Origin of the sequence: Tianweitania populi (assembly GCF_014652875.1) — a bacterium.
Classification (GTDB): Bacteria; Pseudomonadota; Alphaproteobacteria; order Rhizobiales; family Rhizobiaceae; genus Tianweitania; species Tianweitania populi.
The window spans coordinates 56180-81326 of the sequence record NZ_BMZQ01000002.1; the positions used below are offsets into that span (position 1 = coordinate 56180).

A 25147-nucleotide genomic window follows, 5' to 3' on the forward strand; every position below is an offset into this window, starting at 1 on the left:
TGCATCGCGGTGGAATTCGGCGACAACAAGGCATGGTTGCCATAAAGGAAAGCGGAACGGAGAGCAACGCGCCCGCGACGCTCCCCTTCCCCCGTTTCCACAAGCGGTGGGCCCTGCCCTCAGATCCGGCCGAGCGCCTTCAGTTCGCGCAAAGCGGCCGCATCGCGGGCCGACACGTCGGGATAATCGGCATCGGTGCCGACATCATCCGTATAGCGCCAGGAGCGCGCGCATTTCGTGCCGGACGCCAAGGCCGGAACCACCGCGACGCCGGCCACATCGTCCAGCGCGAACGCGCCTGAAGGTGCGGCTTCGCTCGACAGGGTCAGGCCCGAAGTGATGGCGATCTCAGCGAGGTCCACATCCGATACGGCTGACGCAAGATCGGCATCGGTGACGTAGACGGTCGGCGCGGCTTCCAGCGAGGAGCCGATCGCCTTCTTGGCGCGTTCGATTTCGAGGGCTGCCGTGACGACTTTGCGGACCTGACGGACCTTGCGCCACTTCGCAGCAAGCGCATCGTCGCGCCATTCGGCCGGCAGATCCGGGAACTGCTCGAGATGCACCGAGATGGCATCCGGGTTGCGGTCGCGCCAGGCTTCTTCCGTGGTGAAGGGCAGCATGGGTGCGAGCCACTTCACGACGCAGTTGAAGAGGTGCCGCACGACCACGAGCGAGGCCTTGCGGCGGGTGCTCGACGGCGCGTCGCAATAGAGCGCGTCCTTGCGGATGTCGAAGTAGAAGGCCGACAGCTCTACCACCATGAAGTCGATCAGCGCACGCGTGATGCGCTTGAACTCGAACTCGTCATAGCCCTTGCGGACCAGCTCATCGAGTTCCGACAGCCGGTGCAGCATGAGCCGTTCAAGTTCCGGCATGTCGGCCAATGCGACGTCCTCGCCTTCGTCATGAGCGAGCGTGCCCAGCATCCAGCGGATGGTGTTGCGCAGCTTGCGGTAGGCGTCGATGTTGGTTTGCAGCACGTTCTTGCCGAGCCGCTGGTCTTCCCAGTAATCGGTGGTCATGACCCACAGGCGCAGGATATCGGCGCCGGACTGTTTCATGACATCCTGCGGAACGACCGTATTGCCGAGCGACTTCGACATCTTGCGGCCGTCCTCGTCCATGGTGAAGCCATGGGTGACAACGGCGTTGTAGGGCGCACGGCCGCGCGTGGCGCAGCTTTCCAGAAGCGAGGAATGGAACCAGCCGCGATGCTGGTCCGAGCCCTCGAGATAGACATCGGCCGGCCATTTTAGGTCGGGACGGTCTTCCAGCGTGAAGGTATGGGTCGAGCCCGAGTCGAACCAGACATCGAGGATGTCGCGGACCATCGTCCAGGGTTCATTAGCGCGGGAGCCGAGGAAGCGCTCGCGGGCACCTTCCGCGAACCAGGCATCGGCGCCCTCTGCCTCGAAGGCTTCGAGGATGCGGGCATTGACGCCTTCATCCTTGAGCACATTGCCATCCTTGTCGGCGAAGGCGCAGATCGGCACGCCCCACGCCCTTTGCCGGGAAAGCACCCAGTCGGGACGATCGGCGATCATGGCGCGCAGACGGGTCTGGCCCTGTTCGGGGACGAAGCGGGTGGCGTCGATGGCGGCGAGTGCGCGGGAGCGGAGGGTGTCGGGTGTACCAGCAGGATCCCCCTCCCCCTTGAGGGGAGAGGTTAGGGGTGGGGGTACTGAAGCGCCGAGTGCGTCATTACCCCCACCCGAACCTTCGGTTCGACCTCCCCTCAAGGGGGAGGTTGAAGAGGCCAAGCCATAGCCGTTCAGTTCCTTGTCCATATGGACGAACCATTGCGGCGTGTTGCGGAAGATCACCGGCTTTTTGGAGCGCCAGGAATGCGGATAGGAGTGTTTGAGACGGCCGCGCGCAAACAGCGCGTTGGCAGCGATCAGGGCCTCGATGACGACCTTGTTGGCGTCGCCCTTCTTGCCGTTGTCATCGATCACGCGCGCAGGGCCGCCTTCTCGATCCGGCCCAAAGCCCGGCGCGTCTTTGGTGAAGTAGCCGGCGTCATCCACGGTGAAGGGGATGGCGGTGTCGATTCCTCGGGCGCGTAGCGATGGGGCTGCATCCATCCAGGCGTCGAAATCCTCGCGGCCGTGGCTGGGTGCCGTGTGGACGAAGCCGGTGCCGGCGTCATCGGTGACGTGGTCGCCGAGAAGAAGCGGGACGATAAAGGAGTAAGGCTCGACGCTTCCGCCCTCCTCCCACTTGAGGGGAGGGGTAAGGGGTGGGGGTGCTGCGTTGGCGCCATCACCCCCACCCGAACCTTCGGTTCGACCTCCCCTCAAGGGGGAGGTTGAAGACAAGCCCTTCAGCGGATGTGAAAGCTGAATCGTAGCCAGTTCCGCGGCTGAGACATCGCGGATGAAGGTCAGCGTAAGCTTGGCCTTGGTCGCGGCATCTTCGGCTAGCTTCTTCGCAAAGATCAGCTTCTCGCCAGCGCGGGGGCCAAAATCGTTCTCGACGGATGCGACTTCATACAGGCCGTATTCAACACGGTCGGAATAAGCGACAGCGCGGTTGCCGGGGATGGTCCACGGCGTCGTGGTCCAGATGACCACGCTTGCGCCGTCGAGGTCGGTCCCCTCGCCCACGCCGGTGGCAGCCAACGCATTCGCCGATGCGCTGTTGGCGCCGGATTGCACCGGGAACTTCACCCAGATCGTGTCCGACTCGTAGTCGTGATACTCGACCTCGGCCTCCGCCAGCGCCGTGCGCTCAACCACTGACCACATCACCGGCTTTGAGCCGCGATAAAGCTGGTCGGACATCGCGAACTTCAGCAGCTCGCCGGCGATGCGGGCTTCGGCGTGGAAGTTCATGGTGGTGTAGGGGTTCTTGAAGTCGCCGACAACGCCCAGGCGCTGGAACTCGGCACCCTGCACGCTGATCCAGCCAGCGGCGAATTCGCGGCACTCCTTGCGGAACTCGTTGATATCAACCTGGTCCTTGTCGAGGCCCTTGGCGCGGTACTGTTCCTCGATCTTCCATTCGATCGGCAGGCCGTGGCAGTCCCAGCCCGGCACGTAATTAGAGTCGTAGCCGCGCATCTGGAAGGAGCGCGTGATGACGTCCTTCAGGATCTTGTTGAGCGCATGGCCGATATGGATGTTGCCGTTGGCATAGGGCGGGCCGTCATGCAGGACGTATTTGGGTCGGCCGGAGCCACTTTCGCGAAGCTTGGCGTAGAGGTCCATCTCCTGCCAGCGCGCCACGATCTGCGGCTCCTTGTCCGGCAGGCCAGCGCGCATCGGGAAATCCGTCTGCGGCAGATAAAGGGTCTTGGAGTAATCGAGGGTTTCAGGCGTGTCGGACATAAGAAGAAGGCCATCTGAAGGGCGGGCACTGAAGGGCCGGCGTCGAAGGGTCAGGCTAACAGAAAGAGCGCGAACGAGGCCGCGCAGATATCCCGGAGCTTCCGGTGGCCTCAGGCCGCCCGGAAGGCCGGGCCAATAATTCGTATCGCAGGAGCGATCAGGGGCAGATGCGCTGGCATGAGCGCGTTCTTAGCCAAGGCTGCGGCCGGAATAAAGCGCGAAGTTTGAGCAGATGCAGCGGCATCGCCCGGCTACCGCGATCGGAACCAATCCACCAGCGATGGATTGAGCGGCTTTACCGGGGATGTTGCTTATGCCGACCACCTTCACGCCCAACTCAACGCGCTCTGGTCTCGACCCGCGCTCGCGCTTGTCCGTGGCTGAGCTGCGTCACCGCTGGGGCTGGTTCGTGGCTCTGGGCGTTGCGTTGATCCTGCTGGGCACCATGGCCTTCCTGAACACGCTCGTGGCAACCGTCGCGTCCGTTTATACAGTCGGCCTCCTCATGCTGATTGCCGCTGCGATCCAGATTGCGCAGGCCTTTTCGGTGAAAAGCTGGTCGAGCTTCTTCTGGTGGGTGCTGGGCGGCGTGATCTATGCGCTAGCGGGGCTGGCGGCGCTGATCAACCCGCTGATGGCCTCGGCCTTCCTCACCCTGTTCCTCGCGGCTGCTCTGGTTGCGAGCGGCGTGGCGCGGATCGGCGTCGGCTTTCAGTCGCGTCCAGCCCACAACTGGGGCTGGATGGTGCTTTCCGGCTTGGTCACTCTGCTGGCTGGCCTCGTGATCGCGCTTGGCTGGCCCGTGAACAGCCTGTGGGTGCTCGGCATGTTCCTGGCAATCGACCTCATATTCCAGGGCTGGGCCACGATTGCTCTCGGCCTCGCCCTGAAACACGGTGTTCCCTCCGCTTAGAGCGCGAAGTCGAAGCGGTAGGTTGCCGAGACGCCGACCGTGAACTGGTTCTTGTTGCCGCGTTCCTGCACGATGCTGGAATCTTCAGCCGGGCCAGCCAAACGGCGATATTCGCCGAACAGGCTGGTTTCGATCCGGTCGGTGGTCTTCCAGGTCAGCGCGCCGCCGACACCGTAGGACGCGACGCCCTCATCCGGCGAATAAGGCGACAGGCCGCTGACGGCGGCTTCGGAGAAGTCGACGCCATAATAGGCATCGAAATACTTGTCGTTGCCATAGGTGATGCGCGGGCCACCGGAGATGCGCAGTGCAGGCGTCAGATAGGCGAAGGCATCGATCGCGCCATCGGCGACCAGACCTTCATGAGCGCCGATCGCCTGGCGCACTTCACCGCGGAAGCGGATCCACTCGGTCGGGTAGAACTCGGCGAAGCCACCGACTTCGACGCCGAAATCGACATCGCTCAGGCCTTCGATATCGTCATAATCATCGCTGTCGCGGCCGAAAACCAGCTTGCCGGTCGGACCAGCGCGGAAGTTGCCGGTGTCGATGAGCGCAATCGAAATGTTGTCGTTGCGCGAGGTGAAGCGCTGCTCGGTGCCCTTGCGGCCAAACGAGACCAGCGGCTGCGCAAAGAAGCGGTAGTCCTTCGAACCCTCGAACTCCGGAATGGCTAGAGCGGCCGCGCCGATGGTCAGGCTCCATTCGCCGCCGAAGAACCCGGTGGAGGTTTCAACCGGGGCTTCCAGCTGATCGGCAGCCTGCGCATAGGCGGTGACCGCCAACAGGATTGCAGCCGTCGAACCCATCAAACCGTAACGCATGACCTACTCCTTGCCGCCTGCCACTGAGGCCTCATGGTCGAGGATTGAGGCGGCTATGGTTTCGATCTGCCTAATCAGGAGCCGAATGACAAGGCGCGATCCAAATCACTCAGCGGAGTGATGCGCGAAAGCAACGCTCTCGCTTCCGCCTCATCCTTCTTCATCTGGACGACCAAAGCGTCGAGATCGTCGAACTTTTCTTCGCCGCGCAGGAAGCCAAAAAACGAGACGGAGGAGACTTCGCCGTAGAGATTGCCGCTGAAATCGAACAGGAAGGTTTCAAGCAGCGGCGCACCATCCGCGTCCACCGTCGGACGGCGGCCGAAGGAGGCGACGCCGTCATGCAGGCTGCCGTCTGGCCGACGGTAACGCACCGCATAGATGCCGAGCGCGAGATCGGTTTCGGCCGGCAGCCGCATATTGGCAGTGGGGTAGCCGAGCGTGCGGCCGAGCTTCTTGCCGTGGCCGACCTCCGCTTCAACCGTGAAGCGATAGCCCAGCAGGCCGGCCGCTTCAGCCACATCGCCCGCGCTCAGGAGCGAGCGGATGCGGCTGGAGGAAATCACCTCGGCATTCTCATCGCGGAACGCATCCACCAGCGTGACGCCAAAGCCGAGCCGCTCCCCTTCAGCCATCAGAAAGGCCGGGCCGCCACGGCGCTCTTTTCCGAAATGGAAGTCGACGCCGGTGACGACGTGGCGGATGTCCAGGGCATCCCGCAGAATGGAATGAACGAAGTCTTCCGCCGAGGTCGAGGCGAAGCCGCGGTTGAATGGCTGCTCGATCACGGCATCGAAGCCGAGCGCGTCCAGAAGCCGTGCGCGAAGCGGCGCCGGTGTCAGCCGGAAAACCGGACTGTCAGGGCGAAAAACGGAGCGCGGATGCGGCTCGAAGGTGAGGACCAGCGCCGGAACGCCGGATTCACGCGCGATCTCCAGAGCGCGCTCGAGCACGCTGAAATGGCCGCGATGCACACCGTCGAAATTGCCGATGGCAACCACGCCGCCGCGCAATTGTGCCGGCAGATCAGACGGTGAAGCAATGCGGAGGATGGTCATTCTTATCGCAGCATCGGGATGACGCCGACAGGATCGGCGCTGTGCTTGGCAAGGAAGCTGCCGAGCATGGCAACATCCGGCGCATGCGACGGACCATATTCCCGCGCGTGGATGCCGGCCGAGACGTAGAGCACATCGACACCGTTATCGACCGCGCCCTTCACATCGGTCAGCATGCCATCGCCAATCGCAAGGCAGTCGGACGCGCTGATCTCACGGCCTAGAACTTCGGACGCGGCAGCGAAGGCTGCCTGGTAGATCGGGCGATGCGGCTTGCCGGCAATCAGCGTGCGGCCACCGAGCAAGCCATAATCACGCGCCAGGGCGCCGGCGCACCAGGCCAGTTCATGGCCGCGTTCCACCACGATGTCGGGATTGGCGCAGATCATCGGCAGATCACGCGAGCGCAGACGGCGCAGCTGTTCGGCGTAATCTTCCGGCGTTTCCGTTCGGTCGTCGAACAGGCCGGTGCAGCAGATGCCGGATGCCTCGAACTCCTCGACCAGCTCGACGTCGAGGCCTTCGTACAGGGTGAGTTCCCGCTCGTTGCCGATATGGTAGATGCGGCGCGGGCCGTTTCGGATCAGCTCGCGCGTGACATCGCCGGAGGTGACGATGCGGTCATAGGCTTCAGCCGGCACGCCGAGACCTCGGATCTGCGCTTCCACATCGGCATAAGGGCGCGGCGCATTGGTGATGAGCACCACAGCCAGGCCGCGAGCGCGCGCGGCCGTCAATGCCTCGCTTGCCTCCTTGAAGCTGTCGACGCCGTTGTGCAGCACACCCCACACATCACACAAAATGGCGGCGTAGCTGTCCGAGACCTGATCGAGCGAGGCGATCATCTTCGGCGCTGATGTCATGAACTGTCCTGCAAGCATGGATGAAAGGCGCGCCGTTCGCTTAGCCCAAGGCCGCGCACCTGTCACCCTGTTCGCGTGGCATGAGGCTCCTGCTGCTCCTTTATCGAGACGCATAAAAAGCAAACAATCGGCCGAACAGCATCTTAGGAGCTGCCGTGCCATGACGCGCTCATGACCCGTAAACGCTTTTCCTCCCTGATCCGTGACTTCCTGCAGGACACACGCGGCAATTACGCGCTGATGACCATCATCGCCGCCGTTCCGCTTTTCGGCGCGGTGGCGCTCGCCGTTGATTACAGCGAAATGAGCCGCGAGCGGCAGATGACGCTGAACGCGTTGGACGCGGCCGGTATCGCGACGGCGAGGCGGATTTTGGAAGGGGCAACGGATGCGGAGACGGAAACCTACGCGCGCCAGTTTTTCGATGCGAATCTAGGGAACATCAATCCCAAGAGGGCAACGCTCCAAGTTGATCTTCCCGGAAGCAAAGCCGGTGGCGGTTTGCTGAAGATGTCGGCTAATCTGAGCTACGATCCCGTGTTCTTCGGAACCTTTCAGTCGCTGATGGGCAAGCAGGCGAGTTCGCTGTCCTTTGCAGCTGCGACTGAGGTCAAGCTGAAGAACACGATTGAAGTGGCGCTCGTGCTCGATAATTCGGGGTCGATGAGCGATAAGGGCAAAGGCTCAGGGAAGGCGCGCCTCACAATTCTCAAGGACGCCGCCAAGCAGCTTGTCGATACGATGTCGGCGGAAAGCGCCAAGATGAAACAGGTCGACAAGCCGGTTCAGATCGGCTTGGTACCATTCGCCGCTTCCGTGAATGTGGGAGCAGGCAATCGCTACGAAGGCTGGATGGATGGAGATGGCATTTCACCAATCCATCATGAGAACTTCGACTGGTCGACCTTCCGAACCCGATACGGCAACAGTATGTGGGTTGAGGATGTCGGCGGAGGGAAGCGCGCTCGCGGCAAGAACTGGGCTGAAATTGGGATGGAGAATGCGTATCTCACTCGATTCACCCTCTACGATTACGTGAGACGCTACACAGGTCAGGGCAGTTCTACGGCTCTAGTGGCAAGCTGGGGAGGATGTGTAGAAACACGACCCTATCCCTACAATGTCAACGATACAGCGGCCACAAGAAGCACCCCAGCGACCTTGTTCGTGCCGATGTTTGCGCCCGATGAGGCTGACATCGGTTCCGCGCCAAATAGTTGGTGGCCTGACGATGCGCCGCAGAACAGAGGTGCCCTCGACCGACAGCGAGACATGACGAAATACGTCAATGTCAATCGTATCTCTGCGATCCCCGCTGGTTCGGGACCAAACTATGGCTGCACGACAACGCCAGTTCTGCCTCTTAAGAACGTCGGCACGACAGCTGGCATCAACGAAGTAAAGGTCGCGATTGATGCAATGCGCGCTAATGGCAACACGAACGTGCCCGAAGGCATGGCGTGGGGCTGGCGTGTGCTGTCCTCCCAGGCGCCGTTCACAGGTGGCCGTTCTGAGAAAGAACGGGGCAATGATAAAGTGTTGATCGTTCTTACGGACGGAGAGAACACGTATTTCACGCCTACCGGCGAGGACTCTGCACAGAACCGCTCCACCTATGGCAGCTTCGGCTACACAGGCAGAGGCTATAACAGCCCAAGCAAAACTCGCATTTTCATGAACACGTCTATCTCAGGCTTTTCGAGCAGCAATTATACAAAGGCTATGAACCAGCAGTTTGACTCTCTGTGCAAGAATGCCAAGGAGGCGAACATCGTTGTTATGACTGTAGCCCTTGATCTCGATGCTAAAAACACAACCGAGAAAGCCCAAATCGATGCGCTGAGTGCCTGCGCTTCCAACTCTCGCTTCCGCAAGGATGCCAAGGGCAATCCGGAAAAGCTGTTCTGGAACTCAACTGGCGCAACCCTCGCTGAGGACTTCAAGCGCATCGCCGACGAGCTTTCCAACCTTCGCATCGTCAGCTGAACTCCCTTCGCACCGTTAACTAAAATTCGAACGAACCGGCGCAGGCGTGTCATGCGCCTTGCGTATTCGTGTGGGAAAACCCAGCTATGGGGAACGGCACTAGTGGCCAGCAGTGAGCATTTTCTCCGCTCCGGCAACCACGGCCGACCTTGACACTAAAATCTCCCTCGCTTATCTCGGCGTCGCGTTAGCACTCTCCCTCATTGAGTGCTAACCGGTTCACACGAACCTACCGACATCATCCAACCGAGGAAGTATTGGATATGGCCAGCAATTTCCGCCCGCTTCATGACCGCGTGGTCGTTCGTCGGGTCGAGTCCGAGGAAAAGTCCGCCGGCGGGATCATCATCCCGGACACCGCCAAGGAAAAGCCGCAGGAAGGCGAAGTTATCGCCGTTGGTTCCGGCGCACGCGATGAGAGCGGCAAGGTCGTTGCCCTCGACGTCAAGGCAGGCGACCGCGTCCTGTTCGGCAAGTGGTCCGGCACCGAAGTGAAGCTCAATGGCGAAGACCTTCTGATCATGAAGGAATCCGACATCATGGGCATCATCGGCTGATCAGCCTTTTTCGCTCAATCGCAACCTGACATTCGGGCCCAAGGCCCAGGAGCAAGCACATGGCTGCAAAAGACGTAAAATTCTCCCGTGATGCCCGCGAGCGTATGCTGCGCGGCGTCGACATCCTCGCCAACGCCGTCAAGGTTACGCTCGGTCCCAAGGGCCGCAACGTCGTGATCGACAAGTCGTTCGGCGCCCCGCGCATCACCAAGGACGGCGTTACCGTCGCCAAGGAGATCGAGCTGGAAGACAAGTTCGAGAACATGGGCGCCCAGATGGTGCGCGAAGTGGCCTCGAAGACCAACGACAAGGCTGGTGACGGCACGACCACCGCAACCGTTCTCGCCCAGGCGATCGTTCAGGAAGGCGCCAAGGCTGTTGCCGCCGGCATGAACCCGATGGACCTGAAGCGCGGCATCGACCTCGCTGTTTCGGAAGTCGTGGCTGAACTCGGCAAGGTTGCCAAGAAGATCAACACTTCGGAAGAAGTTGCTCAGGTCGGCACCATCTCGGCTAACGGCGAAAAGGAAATCGGCCAGATGATCGCGGAAGCGATGCAGAAGGTCGGCAACGAGGGTGTCATCACCGTCGAGGAAGCCAAGACTGCCGAGACCGAACTCGAAGTCGTCGAAGGCATGCAGTTCGACCGCGGCTATCTCAGCCCATACTTCGTCACCAACCCGGACAAGATGGTTGCTGAGCTGGAAGACGCTTACATTCTTCTGCACGAGAAGAAGCTCTCCAACCTCCAGGCGATGCTGCCGGTTCTCGAGGCTGTTGTTCAGTCTTCGAAGCCGCTGGTCATCATCTCGGAAGACGTTGAGGGTGAGGCTTTGGCCACGCTCGTCGTCAACAAGCTGCGTGGCGGTCTGAAGATCGCTGCCGTCAAGGCTCCGGGCTTCGGCGATCGCCGCAAGGCCATGCTGGAAGACATCGCCATCCTGACCGGCGGTCAGGTGATTTCCGAAGATCTGGGCATCAAGCTTGAGAATGTTGGCCTCAACATGCTCGGCCGCGCCAAGAAGGTGTCCATCACCAAGGAAAACACCACGATCGTCGACGGCGCCGGCCAGAAGCCGGAGATCCAGGGCCGCGTTGCCCAGATCAAGCAGCAGATCGAAGAAACCACGTCGGACTACGACAAGGAGAAGCTCCAGGAGCGTCTCGCCAAGCTCGCAGGCGGCGTCGCGGTGATCCGCGTCGGCGGCGCGACGGAAGTCGAAGTCAAGGAAAAGAAGGACCGCGTCGACGACGCCCTGAACGCAACCCGCGCTGCGGTTGAAGAAGGCATCGTTCCCGGCGGCGGCACTGCACTGCTGCGCGCAACGAAGTCGATCACGGCACAAGGCATCAATGCCGACCAGGCTGCCGGCATCGCCATCGTGCGTCGTGCTCTTCAGGCTCCGGTTCGCCAGATCGCTTCCAACGCCGGTGCTGAAGCATCGATCGTTGCCGGCCGCATCATGGACGACAACACGCCGACCTTCGGCTACAACGCTGCTACCGACGAGTATGGCGATCTGATCCAGCTCGGCATCGTCGATCCGGTCAAGGTCGTTCGTACGGCTCTTCAGGATGCAGCTTCGGTTGCCGGCCTGCTGATCACGACGGAAGCCATGATCGCGGAAGCTCCGAAGAAGGACTCCCCGATGCCGGCAATGCCGGGCGGCGGCATGGGCGGCATGGGCGGTATGGACTTCTAAGTCCTTCCCGGGCTCTACCCGGGAACCACCCTTACCAACTACCGAAAGGGCGGCAGCGATGCCGCCCTTTTTCGTGTCTACGATGCTTCTGTTAGCATCTGATGGAACGCTAGGCAGATCGATGCGTTAAGTGTCCATCAGATCCGCTGATAAGGAGATTTACCATGGTAAACAAAGATCAGGTCGAAGGCGTCGGCAAGCAGGTCAAGGGCGCGGTCAAGGATGCAGTCGGCGGCGCCACTGGCGACACCAGCATGCAGGTCGATGGCAAGCTCGATAAGGCTGAAGGCAAGGTCCAGAAGGGCGTTGGCGACGTGAAGAGCGACGCAGCCCGCAAGCTGGAAGAATAAGACGGATCTTTGATCCGAAACCAAAGAAAGCCGGTCACCTCAGTGGCCGGCTTTTTTGTTGCTGACACGCCTGATCTGACCGCGTTCACAGCTTCTTCTTCACTCAATCGATTTGGACCACAAGCAGCCGATGGCAGCGCGCACCTTGTTGTGCTAGCCACACGCGCGAACAGGAGATCAGACCATGGCCGACATCCGCCGTGAAAGTGATACATTCGGGCCCATCGACGTCCCATCCGACAAGTATTGGGGCGCGCAAACCCAGCGCTCCCTGGAAAACTTCAAGATCGGCGGCGATCGCATGCCGCTTCCGCTGGTTCATGCGCTCGGCATGGTGAAGCGTGCGGCAGCCGAAGTGAACATGGATCTCGGCAAGCTCGACAAGGACATCGGCAGCACCATCGTTTCAGCGGCCGACGAGGTCATTTCGGGCGCGCTCGACGATCACTTCCCGCTGGTGGTCTGGCAGACCGGTTCGGGCACGCAGTCGAACATGAATGCCAATGAGGTGATCTCGAACCGCGCCATCGAGATCCTGGGCGGTACGATGGGCTCCAAGAAGCCTGTTCACCCTAACGACCACGTCAATATGAGCCAGTCGTCGAACGACACGTTCCCGACGGCCATGCACATCGCCGCTGTGTTGGAAGTGCATGAACGGCTGTTGCCTGCTCTTGAGCATCTGCAAACGGCGCTCGAGAAGAAGGTCGATGCCTTCGACAAGATCGTCAAGATCGGCCGTACGCACACACAGGATGCGACGCCGCTGACGCTTGGCCAGGAGTTTTCCGGCTATCTCGTGGCGCTTGAACTCGGCGAGAAGCGCATCGCGGACAGCCTGGAAGACGTCTACGCGCTGGCGCAGGGCGGCACGGCGGTCGGCACGGGCCTCAACGCACCGGTCGGTTTTGATACGGCGTTTGCCGAGCGCGTTTCGACCATCACCTCCCTGCCCTTCCGAACTGCTGCCAACAAGTTCGAAGCGCTGGCCTCGCATGGTGCGCTGACCGACCTGCATGGCTCGCTGACGGCGCTGGCCGCCGACCTGTTCAAGATCGGCAACGACATCCGCTTCCTCGGCTCTGGTCCGCGTTCCGGCCTGGGCGAGTTGAAGCTGCCGGAAAACGAGCCGGGCTCCTCGATCATGCCGGGCAAGGTCAATCCGACCCAGGCCGAAGCCCTGACGATGGTTGCCGCGCAGGTGATGGGCAACCAGACAGCCGTTGCTTTCGCCGCCAGCCAAGGTCATTTCGAGCTCAACGTCTTCAAGCCGGTTATCGCGCTCAACGTGCTGCAATCGATCCGCATCCTGGCGGATGCCATGCGCTCCTTTGCCGACAACTGCGTCGACGGCATCGAAGCCGATGAGCGCCGCATCGACGATCTGATGCAGCGCTCGCTGATGCTGGTGACCGCACTTGCCCCAAAGATCGGCTATGACGCGGCTGCCAAGATCGCCAAGACCGCGCATAAGAACGGCACGACGCTGCGCGAAGAAGCCGTGGGCAGCGGCGAGGTTACCGATGAAGAGTATGATGCCCTCGTGAAGCCAGAAGCGATGACGCAGCCGGGTTGATCCAGCCGCCTCTACTGTGAACACCTGCGAGACGCATGTTCTCACTCGTTGAACAATGCGTCGCGCGTTTGCTGTCTCCCGCTGGGAGAGGATTTGCTCCAAATAGGATGCAGTTCTTTCCCAGCGAGGCTTCCATGTCCATCGTCGTGCTTATCGGCCGCATCCTGCTGTCGATCATTTTCATTCTTTCCGGCTTCAGCAAGCTGACCGCGCTCGGCGGCACCGCCGGCTATTTCGGCGGTATGGGCATCCCTGCCCCGATGGTCGTGGCCGTGCTTGTCGGCCTGCTTGAACTGCTTGGCGGCCTGGCCATTCTGATCGGCTTCCGCACCCGCGAAGCTGCCTTTGCCTTGGCCATCTTCACCATCGCCACCGCCTTTGTCGCCCATATGAACTGGTCCGACATGATGCAGCTGATCAACTTCCAGAAGAACCTGGCTATCGCCGGCGGCTTCCTCGTTCTGGGTGTCTACGGTGCCGGTTCGATCTCGGTAGATGCGCGCCGTTAAACCGTCGCGCTTCCAGCACAGCCTAAGCTATTTTCATGACGACCAAGCCCGGCCCTCGCGCCGGGCTTTTTTGTGCCTGACTGGGACTGGGCTTGCATGAAGGCAGCCGGTTGATGCTACAAGGATGATGTCGAGACAAAAGCAGAACGCGCTGATGCCAGCAGCGCACCGGGGAGGATGAGCCACCCCGGCCGAGGCAACGGCTTTGTTCTCGAACTGGAGGTGACGCCATGTGGTTCATACCACTGAACGTCAGCTTTAGAATTAGAAAGACCCGGACGAGCTGGCTACTCGATGTCCGGGTCAGACTGATCTTCTAAAGGCAAGGAGATCGGGTTAGCGCCCAGTCTCCACTCCAGAAATATAAGCGGCGATCTTGCTTCTGGCAACTCAACGCATCAGGAGGTCGCGAAGAGCGCATTCAGTTGCGCCAAAGCGCCTGCATCATCCGCCGAGCGCTCACGCTTGGATGCAACAAGACATGCCTGCGACCGCAAGATCACGCCGTCGCTCAAGACACGCAGGTGGTTGGCAGTCAGTGTCGAACCGGTCGAGGTAATGTCGACGATGACATCGGCCAGGCCGGCTGCTGGAGCGCCTTCCGTGGCGCCGAGGCTTTCCACGATGCGATAGACCTGAATGCCGTGTTTCAGCGAGAAGAACTGCTGCGTCAGGCGCCAATATTTGGTGGCGATGCGCAGGCGGCGGCCGTGGCGCTGGCGGAAATCGGCGGCGACATCGTCGAGGTCGGCCATGGTTTCGACGTCCAGCCAGACATCCGGCACGGCGACGACCACGTCTGCTGCGCCAAAGCCGAGCCGCGCTTCGATGGACACATGCGCATCCCAGTTCGCGAGGTTTTCGCGCACGAGGTCGTCGCCTGTCACACCCAGATCGACCGCGCCCTGCCCCAGCTCCTGGGCGATTTCGGAAGCCGAAAGGAACAGGACGTCGAGCGACAATGCGCCGTCGACGCGCCCGCGATATGAGCGCGGATCGGTTGGCAGTTGCACTTGGAGGCCAGCTTCGGCAAAGCGGGCGATGGCCTGTTCCTTGAGACGGCCTTTCGAGGGGAGGGCGAGCGTCAGCGTCATGGCTTTCGCGCTCCCTCGATGCGGTCGAGCCAGACCGAAAAACCGACGCCGGGAATGGGGTGTTCCGCACCCAGCATGGTCAAAAGGCGATCATAGCGCCCGCCGCCGACCAGAGGCCGGGGATCGCTCGGCGCGCTGATCTCGAAAACAAGTCCGGTGTAATAATCCAGCGGACGGCCGAAAGCGGCGTCATAAGTGAAGCTCGCGCCCTGCAATTGCTGTGCAGCCAGGGCATCTGCGCGCTGCTCGAACTGTTCCAGAGCGGCATCCAGGAAGAGGTCGCAGTCATCAGCAAAGCGCCGCAGCGTTTCGCCGGCTTGTGCAAGGGGTTCGCGGATTGCGAGGAAGCGCTTCAACGCTTCGAAGGCATCATCGGCGATCCGCACGGCGCCGAGTTCCGCTTTCTCGATCAGGCGGCGCGCGATGTCGTCAGGTGTGCGCCCTGCTGAGGGCGAGATGCCGGCGACTTCCATCTGCTTTTCGAGATAGCCGGCGACGGCTGCGCGATCGCGAGCGGCAACGAGGCGCGAAATCGGCTGGCCGAGATTACGCTTCTTCGGGGGACTGGCGAGGTCGGTGAGTGCTGCTTCCAGCATATCGGCAGAACCAAAAGCGCGGGCCAGGCGCATCTGCCAGCCACGTGGCAGGCCGAGAGCGGCCAGCACGGCCTCGAAGATTGCCTGATCGCCGATGATCACCGTCAGCCCGGCATCGGGCAGCGCTTCGTTGAGCAACCGGCAGGCATCGGCGACCGATCGCGCATCGGCGGTCGACGTGTCGGTTTCGCCGAGATCCTCGATGCCGGCCTGCAGAAACTGGGTTCCCCCCGCCCGGTGCTGGCGGAAAACCTCGCCGAGATAGGCGTATCGACGCGGCGTTCCGGCTTGGCGCGCGATGTGGTCGCGGCAAACGGGGATGGTGAATTCGGGCCGCAAGCACAGGCTTTCGCCGGTTTCGCTTTGCGTCAGAAAGATGCGCCGGCGCAGATCCTCGCCAGCCATGTCCAGGAACGGATCGGCCGGCTGGAGGATCGGCACTTCGGCAAGCGCGATCCGTTCCGCCGCAAAGCGCGCCAAGATGGTCTCAGTGAGTGTCACGCCTGCGGCTCTTGCGCCTGTGCGGCGAGGATGCAATGGATCGTCGCAACCAAATCGGCCTCCGGCACCGATACCTGCGCCGGGCGGCCTTCGCGCCAGGCTTCATTGTCGGTGATCTGAGCCGACAGCCGCGCACCTTCGATCAGGTCCTTGATCTGCACTTCGCCACTAGCGCGCTCGTCGCCGCCCTGGATGACCACGCAGGGTGAACCGCGACGGTCGGCATATTTCATCTGCGCCTTCATGCCGGCACCGCCGAGATACATTTCGGCGCGGATGCCGTCCCGACGCAGATCGCCGACCATCTTCTGGTAGCGACCGAGGCTTTCCGTGTCGCGATCCATGACCAGCACGACAACCGGCGCCACGACGTCGGCCGTATCGAGCTTGCCGAGGTTTTTCAGTGCCGTCATCAGCCGAGAGACACCGATCGAGAAGCCGGTGGCCGGCACTGGTTCGCCGCGGAAGCGCGAGACGAGACCGTCATAGCGCCCTCCGCCGCCGACGGAGCCAAAGCGCACGATCTTGCCGTCTTCATTGGGGATTTCAGCCAGAAGTTCGGCTTCATAGACGGGGCCGGTGTAGTATTCGAGGCCACGGACAACGGAGGGGTCGATCTTGATGCGGTCTTCGCCGTAGCCGGCTGCGCGTACAAGCGCTTCGATCTCGCGCAGTTCGAGAACGCCCTGATTGTCCTCGATCTCGCCGGTCTCAACATAAGCGAGCACCTTGGCGATCGCTGCATCATCCAGCTCAGCGCCCTTGGTGAAGTCGCCCTCGCCTTCAACACCGCCGTCCCAGCGGCCCTTTCCGAGCAGCAGCTTCACGCCTTCCGGGCCGAACTTGTCGAGCTTGTCGATCGCGCGCAGCACGGTCAGACGGCGGCCGGCATTGTCATCGCCGCCGAGGCCGATCGCTTCCAGCACGCCATCGAGCACCTTGCGGTTGTTGACGCGGATGACGTAGTCGCCGCGTTTGATGCCAAGCGCTTCCATGACATCGGCCATCATCATGGTCATTTCGGCATCGGCCGCGACGCCCGGCGTGCCGACGGTATCGGCATCGAACTGCATGAATTGGCGGAAGCGCCCCGGGCCCGGCTTCTCGTTGCGGAACACCCAGCCCGCGCGATAGGAGCGGAAGGGCTTCGGCAAGCGCTCGAAGTTCTCGGCGACATAGCGGGCCAGTGGCGCGGTCAGGTCGTAGCGTAGCGACAGCCACTGCTCGTCATCGTCCTGGAAGGAGAACACGCCTTCGTTCGGGCGGTCGAGATCGGGCAGGAATTTGCCGAGCGCGTCGGTATATTCGATCAGCGGCTGCTCGACGGGCTCGAAGCCGTAGAGGTCATAAACCGCCTTGATCTTCTCGATCATGCGCTCGGTAGCGCGAATATCGTCGGCCGAGCGGTCGCCAAAGCCGCGCGCGAGCCGCGCTTTCATCTTTTCGTTCTTGTCGGCCATGGAAGAAGTCCAGAGATCGTTAGGAAAACCGGGAATGACTTGTTACCGGCGCTCTACCGGATGGCGCCCGCCGCTTCAAGCAAAGGGACGCCCTGCGACGTGCTTTTGGCTCGCCGGATCGTTTCAGACGGCCTCTTGCGTTCCTATATAGTTGAAAACGCAACAGGGAGGTCGATCGTGATCCGCGTTCCCACTCTCGCTCTTGCCGTGCTGATCGCGCTGCCGGCGGCACCGGCACTGGCCCAGAACTGCCGTGCGATCGGGTCGAGCTATTTTTGCGCCGATGGTCGCTCTGGCCAGCGCTCTCCCACCACGCCCTCGCTCAACAGCCAGACGCGCAACAGCCCGCTCGGCAACCAGCGCTATACCAACCCGCAAAAGCGCGCCAAGAGCCCCGACAATTCGCTTTATCCAACAAACCCGAACTCGACCCGGCGACTTGGCGACACCGTTTATAATCGCGACGGCTCCAAATGCCGGACGGTCGGCACGTCAATGACCTGCCAGTGACGTTCAGGCGACCGGGCGCTTGAAGCCGCCGCGCTGTTTTTCGATGTCTTCGCGGCAGGTGCAGCCTTCTATGTGATCGTTGACCAGCCCCATCGCCTGCATGAAGGCATAGACGGTGGTTGGTCCCACAAAGGTCCAGCCGCGCTTTTTCAAGTCCTTTGACAGCCGGGTGGACGCGGGCGTCGTCGGGTTCGCGCGTATCGTTTCCCAGTCCACCACCTGCGGCCGCTCATCGGCAGGTGGCTCAAAGCCCCAGAAATATGCGGCTAGCGAGCCGAACTCCGCCTTCATCTCCACCGCCCGCTTGGCATTGTTGATCGTCGAGGTGATCTTGCCGCGATGGCGAATGATGCCGGCATCGGCAACCAGGCGCTCCACATCGGCTTCCCCGAACCCCGCCACAAGCGCGAAGTCGAAGCCTGCAAAGGCGGCGCGGAAATTCTCGCGCTTGCGCAGAATGGTCAGCCAGGACAGGCCGGATTGAAATCCTTCCAGGCAGATCTTTTCGAACAGCCGGTGGTCATCCGCCATCGGCCGTCCCCATTCCTTGTCATGGTAGGGGATGTAGTCGGGTGTCGAGCCGCCCCAAGCGCAGCGCGTCAAACCATCATCGCCGCGCACCAAGCCGGCAGCCAGATCAGACATGGTGCTTCCTTCTTCGTTCATTCGGCCTTTACCAAGTTTCGGAGCCAATTGGTAACCACAGCAAAGCCTTTCCTTTGTGCATCCATCTTTAACAAAGCGGATTCACCTTTTGCTTGGAATTGACGGTGGATGGTCGGCCCGAGATAAAGGCGGTTGCCGCTCATCGCAACACGGCATGTCAACGGGTTCACCCATGCGGTTTTCCATCCTTTGCAGTGCGGTTTTGATCACGCTCATGCCGGCAGCGGCACACGCGCAGGATCGTTATCGCGAGCGGCCGCCGGTCGTGGTCAGCCCAGATCTAGCCGCCCCGTGGGTCATGCAGTTGCAACAGGCGCCTGAGCGCCGGATCATCGTCGAGCGCCCACGCGTCGTGCAGGGTTACGCGGTTCGCGTTGCGCCGGAGCCTGCACCGATGCGCAAGCGCGTTCTTCGCCGCGTGAGCCGCGAAGAGAGGCGGGAAATTTACCGCGAGCCGACGCCGCAGCCGATCGAAGCGGCAAGCGTGGCGGGCGCCGTGCGTGTTCGTCCGGAGCGCGGCCTGTCGCCGGAGTTCCTGCCCCAGATGGTCGCCTATGATGGCGGACACAGACCGGGCACCATCGTCATCGATACGCAATCCAAGTTCCTGTATCTCGTGGAAACCGATGGTCAGGCGCGCCGCTATGGCGTCGGCGTCGGCAAAGAGGGTTTCGGCTGGACTGGCACGGAAACCATCTCCAACAAGCGGGAATGGCCGACCTGGACGCCACCGGCCGAAATGCGGGCGCGTGAAAAGGCCAAGGGCAAGATCCTGCCCGTGACCATGGAAGGCGGCCCGGCCAATCCACTCGGCGCACGCGCGCTGTATCTCGGTTCCACGCTTTACCGCATTCACGGCACCAACGCGCCCTGGACCATCGGCACCAATGTGTCTTCGGGCTGCATCCGCATGCGTAACGAAGATGTCACCGACCTCTATGAGCGCGTGAGGATCGGCACCAAGGTCGTCGTGATATGAGTTTCGGCGGGGGAAAGAACCGGTTCCGCTAGAGCTTTTTGTTCAGACGCAATTTCCGGACGCAAAACCGCTCCGCACTTTTGCTGGAATTGCTCTAGACAGCTTGCCGGTTCGAAACTGCCACGGGTCGTTCCTCCAGTCCGACCCGGCTGCGCGCGCGAGGTGGGGACTTCGTGACGCGAAAAAGGGCGACGCGCCGCAAATCGCGTCGCCCTTTTCTTTGTTCCATTTAAACATCTACGAAGGACCAAATTGACCAGACGGTCATGCCGGGCTTACACCGCAAGAAGTTGCGAGAGGGAGCAAGGATATGGCCACGCCGCTGACAATCGCTGAACTCAAGGATGTTGCGCGCCGACGCGTGCCGAAGATGTTCTTTGATTATGCCGATTCCGGCGCGTGGACCGAAGGCACCTATAAGGCGAACGAAGCGGATTTCGCGGCGATCAAGCTGCGGCAGCGCGTGCTGGTGGACATGACCAACCGCTCGCTCGAAAGCACGATGATCGGCGAAAAGGTGTCGATGCCGGTGGCTCTTTCACCGACCGGCCTGACCGGCATGCAGCATGCCGATGGTGAAATCCTTGCGGCGCAGGCGGCGGAGAAGGCGGGCGTGCCGTTCACGTTGTCAACGATGAGCGTTTGCTCGATCGAGGATGTCGCGGCGCATACGACCAAGCCGTTCTGGTTCCAGCTCTACGTCATGAAGGACCGAGAGTTCGTCAAAAGCCTGATCAATCGCGCCCGCGCAGCCGGCTGTTCGGCGCTGGTGTTGACGCTGGACCTGCAGATCCTTGGACAGCGGCACAAGGACATCCGCAACGGCTTGTCGACGCCGCCAAAGTTTATCCCGAAGCATATCTGGCAGGTCGCGACGCGGCCGAAATGGGCTTTCGAGATGCTCGGCACCAAGCGCCGCAGCTTCGGCAATATCGTCGGCCATGCAAAAGGCGTTGGCGATCTGTCTTCGCTATCGTCGTGGACGGCCGAGCAGTTCGACCCGCGTTTGTCGTGGGATGATGTCGCCTGGATCAAGGAGCAGTGGGGCGGCAAGCTGATCCTGAAGGGCATCATGGATGCGGATGACGCGGTGAAGGCTGCAGAAACCGGCGCGGAAGCGATCATCGTGTCCAACCATGGCGGGCGGCAGCTGGATGGCGCGGCGTCGTCCATTTCCGTCTTGCCAGAGATCGTGAAGGCGGTTGGCGATCGTATCGAAGTGCATGTCGATGGCGGCATCCGGTCCGGCCAGGATGTGCTCAAGGCGCTATGTCTTGGCGCGCAGGGCACCTATATCGGCCGCCCTTTCCTGTATGGGCTTGGCGCTTATGGAAAGCGCGGCGTGACCATCGCGCTCGACATCATTCGCAACGAGCTCGACATCACCATGGCGCTGTGCGGCAAGCGCGATATTCGGGACGTGGGACCGGAGCTCCTGCACCATCGCTTGCCCGTCGTGGCGACCGAGCCGGCAAGGCCGAGCCAATGATCCCGAGCGGCGGCGTTCATCTGGACGATGCGCGTGCGCCTGAGGGCATGCGCATCTACGCCATCGGCGACGTGCATGGCTGCGCCGACCTGCTTGAGGCGATGTATTCCAAGATCGATGGCGAGATTGCGCGCGACAAGCCGCAGGACTGGCGGATCATCCATATCGGCGATTATGGCGACCGCGGACCCGATACGAAGCGCGCGCTGGACCTGATCATTGCGCGCAGCAGCGATCGACGTGTGCTGTCGCTGATGGGCAACCATGATGAAGCCTGGCTGAACTTCCTCGCCGATCCCCATCCGGTCGGCCTGTTCGTGACGCATGGCGGCGACACGACAGCGCATTCCTATGGCGTCGAGGCGAACTTTGGCGATGCGCAGGGCCGTAAGCAGGCCCGTGACGCTTTGCTGGCAGCTATGCCGCAGGCTCATCTCGATTTTCTAAGAGGCTTGCCGCGCTCTTTCAGCTTCGGCGATTATTACTTCTGCCATGCCGGCATTCGCCCCGGCCTGGCGCTCGGGATCCAGGATCGCGAAGACCTGATCTGGATCCGGAGGGAATTCCTGACCATCGAGGGTCTGCATCCCAAGATCATCGTGCACGGGCATACGCCAAGTGCCGAAGCGGAGATGCTGCCGAACCGTATCAATGTCGATACGGGTGCGGTGAAAACCGGGGTGATGAGTGCGGTGGTTCTCGAGGGAATCACCAAGCGCATCATCGATGTCAGGCAGCAGACTGCCTGACGATCACCTAAAACGATGATTTAGTGCGAGGCGCTGACGCCGTAGCCGTCGACCACCTGCATGTGAACCGAAGCGTCGGCCGTGTAGATGCCGGCGCCCCACAGAGCGATGCCGGAAATCATGATCATGGAGAGGAAGAAGGCGCGCACAGGTTTCATCTCTAGTTTCGATCCGTAAGGCTTGGCATGGACCAGTTACCAACCGGTTCACTGGTTCAACGTCGATCCTGGAAACGGGTTTCATCCCGGTCCGCATTCGCTCGTTGTGATGTAATTTTGCACCACCCGGCTTTCTCCGCCCGGGTTCGCGCAGCCTCTTAAAGGGAAGCGTGATCGCCCGGAAGCGCATGAAGAGCACAGTCCACACACTTCCTTCCGCCGTGCCAAAAATGACACGGATGGCGTTGCGGAAGGTGATCTTAGATCAAAGCAGCCCAGGCGCGAGCGATCTTCAGCCCGTTCGCGTCGGCATCGGCGCCGCGCGTCGCTTGCTCGGCGGCGAAGCGCTCCGGCCAGCCCGGCTCGCGGTCTGCGAGGTAGCTGGCGTTGGTCTCGTTCCAATGGGCGATCAGCTTGCGGTCGGCTTCGAAATGGAACTGGATGCCGTAAGCGGCGCGCCCGATCCTGAAGGCCTGATTGTGCGTGGCGTCGTTGCCGGCCAGCCTCGTGGCGCCGCGCGGCAGCACAAAGGTGTCATCGTGCCACTGGAAGGTGGTGAAGGTCGGATTGAGACCGCCCAGCATCGGATCGACCTCGCCGTCTTCGGTCAGCGCAACCTCCGTCCAGCCGAATTCGTGGGTGACCCCGATCAGGTTTTCCGCGCCAAACGCACGCGCCAGAAGCTGGCTGCCGAGGCACACACCAAGCACGGCCCGATCCGACTCGGCATAATCCCGCATGCGCTGGAGAAGCTCCGGGAAGTAGGGTGAACCTTTGTCGGCCAGCGCATTCTGAATCCCACCCAGAACCACCAACGCATCGAACTCGGCATCCGGCAAAGCCTCACCTTCGTACGCATGGCAGACGGTGATTTCCGCGCCGCGCTCCATCAGCGCCGTTTCGATCTGGCCGAGCGTTGTGTCGGCATTGTTCTGGATCACGAGCACACGCATGAAAGGCCTTCCTTCGTCAGGATTCCGCTACCATGCCATGCGTCGGCCCGGAAGCCGCGCTTGACGTGTTGCGCTCATGCGCTCATGTCCGGGCGATGCGTGCGAACTACAAATTGCAACGGCTCTTCGTGCCCGACGCCCTCATTGCCGGCGCTCGCCTGGTGCTGGAAGCGCAGCAAAGCCATTACCTCCTTCATGTCCTGCGCTACGAGTCCGGCGCAGAACTCCTTGTCTTTAACGGCCACGACGGCGAATGGCTGGCACGGTTGGGCGAGGGCAAGAAGAAGGCGGCCGCACTCGATGTTGTCGAGCAGACCAGACCCCAGGAACCAACGCCAGACTTCCTCTACTGCTTTTCCCCGATCAAGGTCGGCCGGCTCGATTATCTCGTTCAGAAAGCCGTCGAGATGGGTGCGGGCACGCTGCAGCCGGTTCTCACCCAGCACACCCAGATGACGCGGCTCAGCGTCGACCGGCTGCAAGCCAATGCGATCGAGGCGGCCGAGCAATGCGGCATCCTGGCGCTCCCTAAGGTGCGTGAAGCGGTTAAGTTCGATCGCCTGCTGGATGGTTGGGACAAAGATCGCCGTCTGATCTTCTGCGACGAGGATGCGGCCGGCAACAATCCCTTGTCCAGCTTGAAGACGGTCGAGGAGCGCAAGCTCGCGCTGCTGGTTGGACCGGAAGGCGGCTTCTCGGATGCGGAACGGCGACAGCTGCGCTCCCTGCCCTTCGTAACGGCCATTCCGCTGGGTCCGCGCATCCTGCGCGCAGATACCGCAGCCGTTGCAGCCCTTGCCGTCATTCAGGCAACGGTGGGAGATTGGTAAGAACCCGTTGACAAGATGGTCAAGATTATTCGCTTGCCCGGCGGCTGCATAATCTGCAAGCAGACGCCTTGAATTAAGGCCAGGGTACAGAAATGGCGCGTGATACAACCGACTCCCGGCCGATCGAAGGCATGGACGAACTCGTCGACTACCTCGCAGCCGGCAACAAGCCGCGCGAGCAATGGCGCATCGGCACAGAGCACGAGAAATTTCCCTTCTATGTCGATGGGCACGCTCCCGTGCCTTATGGCGGCGATCGCGGCATCCGCGCTTTGCTGGAAGGCATGCAGGGGATGCTGGGGTGGGACCCGATCATCGACGAGGGCAACATCATCGGCTTGGTCGAGCCGACCGGCCAGGGCGCCATTTCGCTCGAACCCGGTGGGCAGTTTGAATTGTCTGGCGCACCGGTCGAAACGGTCCACCAGACCTGCCGCGAGGGCAATGCCCATCTGGCGCAGGTACGCGAAATCGCCGAGCCGCTCGGCATCCGCTTTCTTGGTCTTGGCGGCAGCCCGAAATGGACGCTGGCGGAAACGCCGCGCATGCCGAAGTCGCGCTATGACATCATGACCAACTACATGCCCAAGGTCGGCACCAAGGGCCTGGATATGATGTATCGCTCCTGCACGATCCAGGTGAATCTCGACTTCTCTTCCGAAGCCGACATGCGCCGCAAGATGCAGGTTTCGCTGAAGCTGCAGCCTCTTTCCACGGCGCTGTTTGCCAGTTCGCCGTTTACCGACGGCCGCCCGAACGGCTTTCAGAGCTGGCGCGGCGATATCTGGCGCGACACGGACAATCGACGTTCGGGCGTTTTGCCTTTCTGCTTCTCGCCGGAGTTCGGCTTCGCGGATTACGTCGAATGGGCGCTCGACGTGCCGATGTATTTCGCGATCCGCGAAGGCCGCTACCACGATCTGACCCATGTCACCTTCCGCCAGTTCATGGATGGCGCGCTACGCAATGAGTTGCCGGATGGTCTGCCCAACATGGGTGACTGGGCAAACCACTTGTCCACGCTCTTCCCCGATGTCCGCCTGAAGCGCTTCCTGGAAATGCGCGGTGCCGATGGCGGCCCATGGCGCCGCATCTGCGCTCTGCCGGCCTTCTGGGTGGGCCTGCTTTATGATGACGAAGCGTTGGATGCCGCCGAAGCGCTGACGCGCCACTGGACCTATGAGGACGTGGTCGCAATGCGCAACGCCGTGCCGGAACAGGGCCTATCCACCCTGCTCGACAATCACAGCCTACGCGACGTCGCCCGTGAAGTGCTGGCCATTTCCCGTCGCGGCCTCGCCAACCGGGCGCGCCTCAACAAGGATGGCTACGATGAAACATCCTTCCTCAGCCCGCTTGACGAAGTGGTCGCGCGTGGCACTACCAGCGCGGAAGACATGGTGAATGCGTTCCACATGCGTTGGGGCGGGTCGATCGAGCCGATCTTCCAGGAATATGCCTACTGATCAGCGTTAGCTTCAGGCCAAGGAG

Annotated in this window: 23 protein-coding genes; 13 read left to right on the forward strand and 10 right to left on the reverse strand. The window is 61.6% G+C overall.

What is annotated here, in order from left to right; translation table 11 throughout:
• Window positions 1–119 precede the first annotated feature (119 nt).
• Window positions 120–3332: an isoleucine--tRNA ligase gene (gene ileS, locus IE166_RS09605; protein WP_189503375.1), complete on the reverse strand. Its 3213-nt coding sequence runs from the start codon at window positions 3330–3332 to the stop codon at window positions 120–122.
• A 313-nt stretch (window positions 3333–3645) separates the two neighbouring features.
• On the opposite strand from ileS, the gene IE166_RS09610 reads away from it, so the two are divergent.
• Window positions 3646–4245: an HdeD family acid-resistance protein gene (locus IE166_RS09610; protein ID WP_189503376.1), complete on the forward strand. Its 600-nt coding sequence runs from the start codon at window positions 3646–3648 to the stop codon at window positions 4243–4245.
• Here the strand turns inward: IE166_RS09610 and IE166_RS09615 are convergent.
• From IE166_RS09615 to IE166_RS09625, 3 genes are all read right to left on the reverse strand, one after another.
• Complete coding sequence (locus IE166_RS09615) at window positions 4242–5069, reverse strand: MipA/OmpV family protein (protein WP_189503377.1); 828 nt, start codon at window positions 5067–5069, stop codon at window positions 4242–4244. The genes IE166_RS09610 and IE166_RS09615 overlap by 4 nt on opposite strands.
• Window positions 5070–5143: 74 nt before the next feature.
• Window positions 5144–6127 carry a bifunctional riboflavin kinase/FAD synthetase gene (locus tag IE166_RS09620; protein ID WP_189503378.1) on the reverse strand — a complete coding sequence of 328 codons (984 nt, stop codon included), beginning with the start codon at window positions 6125–6127 and terminating at the stop codon, window positions 5144–5146.
• A gap of 2 nt (window positions 6128–6129) precedes the next feature.
• Window positions 6130–6990 (reverse strand): TIGR01459 family HAD-type hydrolase, encoded by an 861-nt coding sequence (locus IE166_RS09625; protein WP_189503379.1) that lies wholly within the window; start codon window positions 6988–6990, stop codon window positions 6130–6132.
• Window positions 6991–7161: 171 nt separating this feature from the next.
• Between IE166_RS09625 and IE166_RS09630 the strand changes: the two genes are divergently transcribed.
• The 6 genes from IE166_RS09630 to IE166_RS09655 all read left to right on the forward strand — a co-directional run bounded on the left by IE166_RS09630 (window position 7162) and on the right by IE166_RS09655 (window position 13671).
• The gene (locus IE166_RS09630; protein ID WP_244641435.1) at window positions 7162–8976 is read left to right on the forward strand and encodes a pilus assembly protein; all 1815 of its coding nucleotides are present in this window, start codon (window positions 7162–7164) and stop codon (window positions 8974–8976) included.
• A gap of 263 nt (window positions 8977–9239) precedes the next feature.
• Window positions 9240–9533 carry a co-chaperone GroES gene (groES, locus tag IE166_RS09635; protein ID WP_189503380.1) on the forward strand — a complete coding sequence of 98 codons (294 nt, stop codon included), beginning with the start codon at window positions 9240–9242 and terminating at the stop codon, window positions 9531–9533.
• A 59-nt stretch (window positions 9534–9592) separates the two neighbouring features.
• The gene (gene groL, locus IE166_RS09640; protein WP_189503381.1) at window positions 9593–11236 is read left to right on the forward strand and encodes a chaperonin GroEL; all 1644 of its coding nucleotides are present in this window, start codon (window positions 9593–9595) and stop codon (window positions 11234–11236) included.
• Window positions 11237–11400: 164 nt separating this feature from the next.
• On the forward strand, window positions 11401–11586 hold the full coding sequence (locus tag IE166_RS09645; protein WP_189503382.1) for a CsbD family protein: 186 nt from the start codon (window positions 11401–11403) through the stop codon (window positions 11584–11586).
• A gap of 184 nt (window positions 11587–11770) precedes the next feature.
• Complete coding sequence (fumC, locus tag IE166_RS09650) at window positions 11771–13162, forward strand: class II fumarate hydratase (RefSeq protein WP_189503383.1); 1392 nt, start codon at window positions 11771–11773, stop codon at window positions 13160–13162.
• Window positions 13163–13296: 134 nt separating this feature from the next.
• Complete coding sequence (locus IE166_RS09655; RefSeq protein WP_244641436.1) at window positions 13297–13671, forward strand: DoxX family protein; 375 nt, start codon at window positions 13297–13299, stop codon at window positions 13669–13671.
• Between the two features lie 398 nt (window positions 13672–14069).
• Here the strand turns inward: IE166_RS09655 and hisG are convergent, their stop codons facing one another.
• Genes hisG through hisS form a run of 3 tightly spaced genes read right to left on the reverse strand, consistent with a single transcriptional unit; the run spans window position 14070 to window position 17322 of the window.
• On the reverse strand, window positions 14070–14765 hold the full coding sequence (gene hisG / locus IE166_RS09660; RefSeq protein WP_189503385.1) for an ATP phosphoribosyltransferase: 696 nt from the start codon (window positions 14763–14765) through the stop codon (window positions 14070–14072).
• The gene (locus IE166_RS09665; RefSeq protein WP_189503386.1) at window positions 14762–15862 is read right to left on the reverse strand and encodes an ATP phosphoribosyltransferase regulatory subunit; all 1101 of its coding nucleotides are present in this window, start codon (window positions 15860–15862) and stop codon (window positions 14762–14764) included. The genes hisG and IE166_RS09665 overlap by 4 nt, the downstream gene beginning before the upstream one ends.
• Window positions 15859–17322 carry a histidine--tRNA ligase gene (hisS, locus tag IE166_RS09670; protein ID WP_189503387.1) on the reverse strand — a complete coding sequence of 488 codons (1464 nt, stop codon included), beginning with the start codon at window positions 17320–17322 and terminating at the stop codon, window positions 15859–15861. The genes IE166_RS09665 and hisS overlap by 4 nt, the downstream gene beginning before the upstream one ends.
• Before the next feature lie 177 nt (window positions 17323–17499).
• On the opposite strand from hisS, the gene IE166_RS09675 reads away from it, so the two are divergent.
• A complete protein-coding gene (locus IE166_RS09675) occupies window positions 17500–17832 on the forward strand; it encodes a hypothetical protein (protein ID WP_189503388.1) in 333 nt (110 codons plus the stop codon).
• A gap of 3 nt (window positions 17833–17835) precedes the next feature.
• Here IE166_RS09675 and IE166_RS09680 read toward each other — a convergent pair whose 3' ends face one another.
• Window positions 17836–18477 carry a DNA-3-methyladenine glycosylase I gene (locus IE166_RS09680; RefSeq protein ID WP_189503389.1) on the reverse strand — a complete coding sequence of 214 codons (642 nt, stop codon included), beginning with the start codon at window positions 18475–18477 and terminating at the stop codon, window positions 17836–17838.
• 193 nt (window positions 18478–18670) lie between these two features.
• Here IE166_RS09680 and IE166_RS09685 point away from each other — a divergent pair, with 193 nt between their 5' ends.
• The 3 genes from IE166_RS09685 to IE166_RS09695 all read left to right on the forward strand — a co-directional run bounded on the left by IE166_RS09685 (window position 18671) and on the right by IE166_RS09695 (window position 21715).
• Window positions 18671–19477 (forward strand): L,D-transpeptidase, encoded by an 807-nt coding sequence (locus tag IE166_RS09685; protein ID WP_189503390.1) that lies wholly within the window; start codon window positions 18671–18673, stop codon window positions 19475–19477.
• 310 nt (window positions 19478–19787) lie between these two features.
• The gene (locus IE166_RS09690; protein WP_189503391.1) at window positions 19788–20966 is read left to right on the forward strand and encodes an alpha-hydroxy acid oxidase; all 1179 of its coding nucleotides are present in this window, start codon (window positions 19788–19790) and stop codon (window positions 20964–20966) included.
• On the forward strand, window positions 20963–21715 hold the full coding sequence (locus IE166_RS09695) for a metallophosphoesterase (RefSeq protein WP_244641437.1): 753 nt from the start codon (window positions 20963–20965) through the stop codon (window positions 21713–21715). The genes IE166_RS09690 and IE166_RS09695 overlap by 4 nt, the downstream gene beginning before the upstream one ends.
• Before the next feature lie 20 nt (window positions 21716–21735).
• Here IE166_RS09695 and IE166_RS09700 read toward each other — a convergent pair whose 3' ends face one another.
• On the reverse strand, window positions 21736–21873 hold the full coding sequence (locus tag IE166_RS09700; protein ID WP_189503392.1) for a hypothetical protein: 138 nt from the start codon (window positions 21871–21873) through the stop codon (window positions 21736–21738).
• Between the two features lie 260 nt (window positions 21874–22133).
• Window positions 22134–22826 (reverse strand): type 1 glutamine amidotransferase, encoded by a 693-nt coding sequence (locus tag IE166_RS09705; RefSeq protein ID WP_189503393.1) that lies wholly within the window; start codon window positions 22824–22826, stop codon window positions 22134–22136.
• A gap of 95 nt (window positions 22827–22921) precedes the next feature.
• Between IE166_RS09705 and IE166_RS09710 the strand changes: the two genes are divergently transcribed.
• Together IE166_RS09710 and IE166_RS09715 are read left to right on the forward strand one after the other, a co-directional pair.
• A complete protein-coding gene (locus IE166_RS09710) occupies window positions 22922–23656 on the forward strand; it encodes a 16S rRNA (uracil(1498)-N(3))-methyltransferase (protein WP_189505810.1) in 735 nt (244 codons plus the stop codon).
• A gap of 92 nt (window positions 23657–23748) precedes the next feature.
• A complete protein-coding gene (locus IE166_RS09715; RefSeq protein WP_189503394.1) occupies window positions 23749–25122 on the forward strand; it encodes a glutamate--cysteine ligase in 1374 nt (457 codons plus the stop codon).
• Window positions 25123–25147 lie beyond the last annotated feature (25 nt).